Genomic DNA, 5741 nt, shown 5'->3' with positions numbered 1-5741 from the left:
TCCCCCACCCCTTCACCAACCCCTAGCAGCACCTTCACTACGAGGATCGGCGGCTCCTTCTAAAGTGCCATCGGGTGTAACTGCGATCGCGTTACCATTACCCCAAGGTGCAGTTTCTTTGATGTTGTGTCCGCGACGGCGTAAGTTCTCTAAAGTCAAAGCATCTAAACCCCAAGATTCGACGCGCAATTCGTCGGGAAGCCATTGATGATGTATGCGTGGAACGGAGACAGCTGCACCAACATCCATGTTGTATTCCAGCACATTCAAAATTATTTGCAACACTTGGGTGATGATGGTGCTACCACCAGGGGCACCTGCGGCCATGCGGAAACGATTATTTTGGGTGACAATTGCCGGGGTCATGCTGGATAAAGGAGTTTTACGGGGTGCAATGCTGTTGGCTTGGTTACCAACTAAACCAAAGGCATTGGGAACTCCTGGCGCAGCAGCAAAATCATCCATTTCGTTGTTGAGGATAATTCCGGTTCCTGGTGTCACTATACCAGCACCAAAACCAAGGTTGATGGTGAAAGTTAGACTGACGGCGTTGCGTTGGTCATCGACAACGGTTAGATGACTGGTTTCGGGAGATTCGTTGCGAAGACTGGGGGATGGGGAGACTTGTACTGAGCGGAGCCGAAGTATGGGGAGACGTTGAGAATTGAGATTTCCAGGCTTGACTTGGGTGGAGGGTCTAGCCCGATCCATGTTAATTTCTTGGCGGCGTTTTTTGGCGTAAGCTGGACTAATTAATTCTTGTACGGGGACTTTAACAAAATCTGGGTCGCCTAAATATTGTGAGCGATCGCTGTAAGCAATCTTCATTGCTTCTACTATTAAATGTATGGCGTCTGGATGGTGCCATCCTAGAGATTTTAAATCTGTGTCACCGATAATATTTAAAATTTCTAATAGATGCACGCCTCCTGATGATGGTGGCGGCATTGAGCAAATTTGAGCTTTGCGGAAGTTTCCACAAACGGGATACCGCCAAATTGGTTTATAGGCTTTTAAATCTTCTAAAGTAATTAAACCGCCATTTTTTGTCATATCGGCGGCGATGGTTTTGGCAATTTTTCCAGTGTAAAAATCTTGGGGATTTTTGGCAATTGTCGTTAAAGTGCGGGCTAAATCGCGCTGTATCAGCTTGTCTCCTGATTTATAAAATTCACCGTTACGAGTGAAAATTTGCCGCGCTGCGGGGTTATTAATAATTAATTCTTTGCGGGATTGGTTGTTTTGCAGATAACGCCAAGTTGCGGCATCACCAATGACAAAGCCATCTTTAGCAAGTGCGATGGCAGGTTTTACCACTTGTTCCCAAGAAAGCTTACCATAGCGCCGATGCACCTCATAAAGTCCCGCCACCGTTCCCGGTGTCGCCACTGCTAAATAGCCATTAATACTTGCATTGGGACGTATCTTACCTTGTGCGTCTAAATACATATTTCTTGTAGCCTTTAAGGGGGCGCGTTCCCGGAAATCCAAGGCTTTGATTTCGCCGGTTTTCTCAGAATGCACCAGCAAAAATCCACCGCCACCAATTCCCGCCGAAAAAGGCTCAACTACAGAAATTGCAAAGGTTGTGGCTACGGCTGCATCCACCGCATTACCACCCTGACGTAACATAGAAATTCCCGCTTCACTGGCCAGAGGATGCGCTGAAACCACCATCCCTTTTTTACTGCGTAGGGGTGTAAAGGCCGCTGATGCAACTTGGCTGTAAAGCAGGACACTAAAAGAAAAGATGGCGATTGCAACTCGCTTCGGTTTGGCGATACTGAGCATTTTTATGCCATTTTGTTTGATATTTATATAGGCTACCGCCTAACCGCGCATTTTATATTTTTGCAGAGCGATCGCTATTCCGATTTTATAGACATCTTAATTAAAGGCGCTGATAAGTCAATACGGTTCAGTTAAGGCTAAAACTCTTGGTCAAATTCAATTTTTTTAACGTAGACGCGTAGCGGCTTGCCGCAGGCTACCGCCAAGGACGCATTCGCGCAGCGTCTCGTCAGAGAAGGACGCAAAGAAAAGAAAGAAAGGCTTAACTGAACTGTATTGGCTGATAAGTAGATAGTCATGATTAAATTTAAGATGTCATTGCGTTCGCGTAGCGTCTCGTAGAGAGCTACGCGAACGCAATGACAGAACATATTATATTTATTTATGTCCATCTACTTAGAAGATGACAACCCAATAGCTTAATGCTCTGATTCGATTTGCTGTTGAAAGTAAGTTCGCAAAGCCTCTGCCAAAGCTGGAACCCGAACAGCGCGGCGCACTAAATCGTCATCGGCTTCACGCACGTAGATTTGCACAATATCGGCAACTGTGACATTGTTTTCATCCCGACTCACCAGTTCGATTTCATCCCCTACACCAATTTCACCTTCTTGGACTACTGAAAAGTAAATGCCACTCAATCGACTGTTGAGAAACCGTTTGACCATATCATCTCGTCCAAACTTGAGATTGAGCTTGAAGCAAGGGAACCGGGGCTGCGTCACCATCACAACAGCCGAGCCAATACGAAAGCGAGAGCGCTACCGCGCACACTTCGTGAACGCCAATATTCACTTTTGTTTCTGACAAGCCCTCAATCGTTAGGTTTTCACCAAACGCACCCCAAGGCAAGTCTTCATCGGGCAACTCCTGCCGCCAGTAAGCGTAATGCTCCATTGGATAAGCGTAAACCGCTTTCTCAACACCTCCGTGAACGGTCAAATCTGCTTGTCCGTCTCCGTCTAAATTGAGCGTTCGCAGCATCACTCGTCCATTCACGGGCTGCTTAAAAATGCCAGTTGTGACAGACTTTCTCTTCCAACTCACTTCACGCGGTAGTCCAACGCAAACAGAAATTAATTTCATAGACTAGCCTCAATAGTACTTCGGAGCAGACGAAGCCCATTTATATGGAGCGAACGCACTTAAATATGTTCTTGTTGAGGGCGTAAGCTGTGAATCGTAGCCGTCAAAACTAGGACAATTGCCAAAACAAACGCGGCATTTCTGAGCATTGAATTATCAAAGTGCTTGAGGGCAATTGCTACCAATGCCCAAAGTATTACTCCTGTATAAGCGATGTCTCGACGCTGGAGGACTATAACTGCTGCAACTGCTGTTGCTATTAATAACATGATGAGAGTCCATATTACAGCAGAAATCCCCCAACCGTTCCACCCGTGAAAATACAAGGCGCACGCTACGTTGACAATGGTCGCCACACTAATCCAGCCCAGATAAATGCTAATAGGAAAGTGAATACACCATTTTTTCAGCCGAGGTACACGGGATTTGCCAATTTCTAACTGCACATAAACACCAATCAGGGGCAACAGAATCAACAACATTGCAATTACAGAAAGAGCAAAAAGCCTAGACAAAAATAGATACACCCAAATACTTTGAGCAACACAGGCAATGACTAATAGATAAGCTGTTTTACGTAAATCAGGTTCATATCGTTGGCTAGGTAGAGCTTGGTATACCCCAAAAGCAAATAACCCAAGGTAAATCAGCCCCCAAATAGCAAAGGCGTAATTAGCAGGGATAATCAGGACATTTTTAAACAAAGTATTGGAAATTTCACCTATGCTGAGTCCATTGAGCGGAAAAACGTTCGATACTACGTTGACAACGAAAGCACCAAAGATTGCAGCCAAAGTAACAAGCTGCCGCCAAAAATCCCAGTAATTGCCTCTTGTGGACTGCTGCATAGGACGTTAACTCATATCTTTTGTGCTTTTAGCTTACATCCCAAAAAGAGTGATGCATACAATCCACAGTCATATCGAGCAAGTCATTAACGGGGAACAGGGAACAGGGAACTCTTAACAGGGACTGTCTGTGACGGGGGATTTAAACCCCCGTCAAGACAAAGCCGCCTGTAGGCGGGGGACTCAAACCCAGGGATGGGGAGAGGGAACTCTTAACAGACTTTCCTGTTGCCCGTTGCCCGTTCCCTGTTCCCAGTTGAGGAAACAAAGCGATCGCCTGCCTGCCTAAAATTCCTCCAAGAGCGCGATCATCTTCTGTGCGACACCTTTGGCAGAAGCAGGATTCTGCCCGGTGACGAGATTTCCATCAGCAATGCTGAACGCCTGCCAAGGTGCCGTCTTTTGGAAGATCGCGCCTTGTTTGGTGAGGGCCGTTTCCAGATAGAAAGGCACATCGGCTTTAGCGTAGTTTTCTTCCTCGTCGTTTGTGAATGAACTGATGTTCTTCCCGGCGAGCAGATAGGTGCCATCACTCAACTTGACGTTCAGCAACGATACCGGCCCATGACACACGGCCCCGACCACCGCCTTTCGCTCGTATGTCTCTTTGACGACCTTCTTAAGCGGCGGATGTTCCGGCATATCAACCATCGGTGCCAAACCGCCAGGTATAAAGATGGCATCGTACTGGCTAACGTCCACGTCTTCTAGCTTCTTCGCTTTCTGCATTGAGTCCCACCCTTTTCCTACCAAGAAGGCTAGGTTGTCAGGGTCGTCAGCAAGGTTGAGCGCATCCAGAAACGGCGTATCTCCGGTGAGACTTGCAAAATCAATTTGGTATTTTGCTCTGTCGAATTCCGCATAAGGATGTGCAACCTCTGGCAGGAAATTTCCCGTTCTTCGGTTGTTCGGGCCAATAACGTACGCGTTCGATACTATTATGAGAATATTTTTTGACATAGCTTTTCCTTAGTACGGTTGTCTGGTTTGGTTCGGGACATTGGTGAGAGGTTAAGATAATCAAACTAATGTCAATTAGAAATTATGCTGAAATTTTGTCATCAGCACAGGTTTGAAGTTAACTCTTGTACTGAAGCAATGGAGTAAGAATCAAAGATGCGTATCAAAATTGCGTCATCGCCTGCTCAAAAATTGTGTTTTCAACCCCAATTTGAGCCGTGATTTTAGGGATATTTTAAGTACTATTGCTTATTAACAAATAGTACCTGACCTTAAGCCCTCACGAATGGGTTCGGAACACAGCTTTAAACAAGCTTCTTCACTGATATCACCTCGCGGTCTTCAAGATGGGGCACGATCTCTTGTGCAACGATTCTTTTATAGTGTTCCGATCGCCTGTGAGATTCTGCGGCAGCGTTGTCGGTGTAGTGTTCGCAAAGGATGAGTTCGCAAGGATCGCTTTCGGACTGATAAATCGTGTAGGAAATGTTGCCTTCCTCGGATCTACTCTTCTCGGCCAGCTCCGGTAGCAATTTTAGTATCCGGGACGTTTCCGACTTCTTAATTCTCCATTTCACGATAACGACCTTTTCCATGTGCTTACTGCTCCCTTTCAAGACAAGCGTACTAACACCCCAGCAGCTTGCTCTTACAGTTGTTGTGCCGTCCGTGAACGCTTAACCGCGATCGAGATGTTCGGCGTTTTCTCGCTGGATAAAGATTTATTGTACGTGATAGCTACTAAAAATATAATCAAATTCTTTAGTAGGGATGAGTTAAAATTGTGACGAGAGAAATTGATTGATGTATTTTGCGATCGCCTCCCCATCTTCCTCCAGTGCAAAATGTCCAGTATCGAGTAAATGAAACTCAACGTCTTTTAGGTCGCGCTGGTGGGACTTACATAGTAGATGTCCTAGCAGATGCACGCACTAGTAGAACCGCAAAAAAGGCATTATTAATTGTTCGCCCCTACCTAATACCAATTTGAAAAAAGAATGCGACACATAGACAAGACCCCTCCCCAACCCTCCCCTTGCTAAGGCTACGGTGTAC

General features: G+C 46.0%; 8 protein-coding genes. 1 reads left to right on the top strand and 7 read right to left on the bottom strand.

Features of this window, described 5'->3' with window-relative positions; all coding sequences use genetic code 11:
* Positions 1 to 12 precede the first annotated feature (12 nt).
* The 7 genes from ggt to GNE10_RS36620 all read right to left on the bottom strand — a co-directional run bounded on the left by ggt (position 13) and on the right by GNE10_RS36620 (position 5281).
* Positions 13 to 1791 (bottom strand): gamma-glutamyltransferase, encoded by a 1779-nt coding sequence (ggt, locus tag GNE10_RS31435; protein WP_185569828.1) that lies wholly within the window; start codon positions 1789 to 1791, stop codon positions 13 to 15.
* A gap of 137 nt (positions 1792 to 1928) precedes the next feature.
* A complete protein-coding gene (locus GNE10_RS31430) occupies positions 1929 to 2162 on the bottom strand; it encodes a hypothetical protein (RefSeq protein ID WP_185569826.1) in 234 nt (77 codons plus the stop codon).
* A gap of 48 nt (positions 2163 to 2210) precedes the next feature.
* On the bottom strand, positions 2211 to 2519 hold the full coding sequence (locus tag GNE10_RS36275) for an MOSC domain-containing protein (RefSeq protein WP_260447110.1): 309 nt from the start codon (positions 2517 to 2519) through the stop codon (positions 2211 to 2213).
* Positions 2461 to 2877, bottom strand: a complete 417-nt coding sequence (locus tag GNE10_RS36270; RefSeq protein WP_260447109.1) for an MOSC domain-containing protein — start codon at positions 2875 to 2877, stop codon at positions 2461 to 2463. Before GNE10_RS36270 ends, GNE10_RS36275 begins: the two co-directional genes overlap by 59 nt.
* 59 nt (positions 2878 to 2936) lie before the next feature.
* The gene (locus tag GNE10_RS31420) at positions 2937 to 3725 is read right to left on the bottom strand and encodes a tryptophan-rich sensory protein (RefSeq protein WP_185569825.1); all 789 of its coding nucleotides are present in this window, start codon (positions 3723 to 3725) and stop codon (positions 2937 to 2939) included.
* Between the two features lie 285 nt (positions 3726 to 4010).
* On the bottom strand, positions 4011 to 4685 hold the full coding sequence (locus GNE10_RS31415; protein WP_185569823.1) for a type 1 glutamine amidotransferase domain-containing protein: 675 nt from the start codon (positions 4683 to 4685) through the stop codon (positions 4011 to 4013).
* Positions 4686 to 4990: 305 nt separating this feature from the next.
* Positions 4991 to 5281, bottom strand: a complete 291-nt coding sequence (locus GNE10_RS36620; RefSeq protein ID WP_185569821.1) for a putative quinol monooxygenase — start codon at positions 5279 to 5281, stop codon at positions 4991 to 4993.
* A gap of 215 nt (positions 5282 to 5496) precedes the next feature.
* On the opposite strand from GNE10_RS36620, the gene GNE10_RS31405 reads away from it, so the two are divergent.
* Positions 5497 to 5676 carry a hypothetical protein gene (locus tag GNE10_RS31405; RefSeq protein WP_185569820.1) on the top strand — a complete coding sequence of 60 codons (180 nt, stop codon included), beginning with the start codon at positions 5497 to 5499 and terminating at the stop codon, positions 5674 to 5676.
* The last annotated feature ends 65 nt before the right edge of the window (positions 5677 to 5741 follow it).

Source organism: Nostoc sp. 2RC, from assembly GCF_014222165.1.
Lineage (GTDB): Bacteria > Cyanobacteriota > Cyanobacteriia > Cyanobacteriales > Nostocaceae > Nostoc > Nostoc linckia.
Note: the sequence above shows the minus strand (reverse complement) of the source record. Positions and strands in the feature narration are given on the sequence as shown.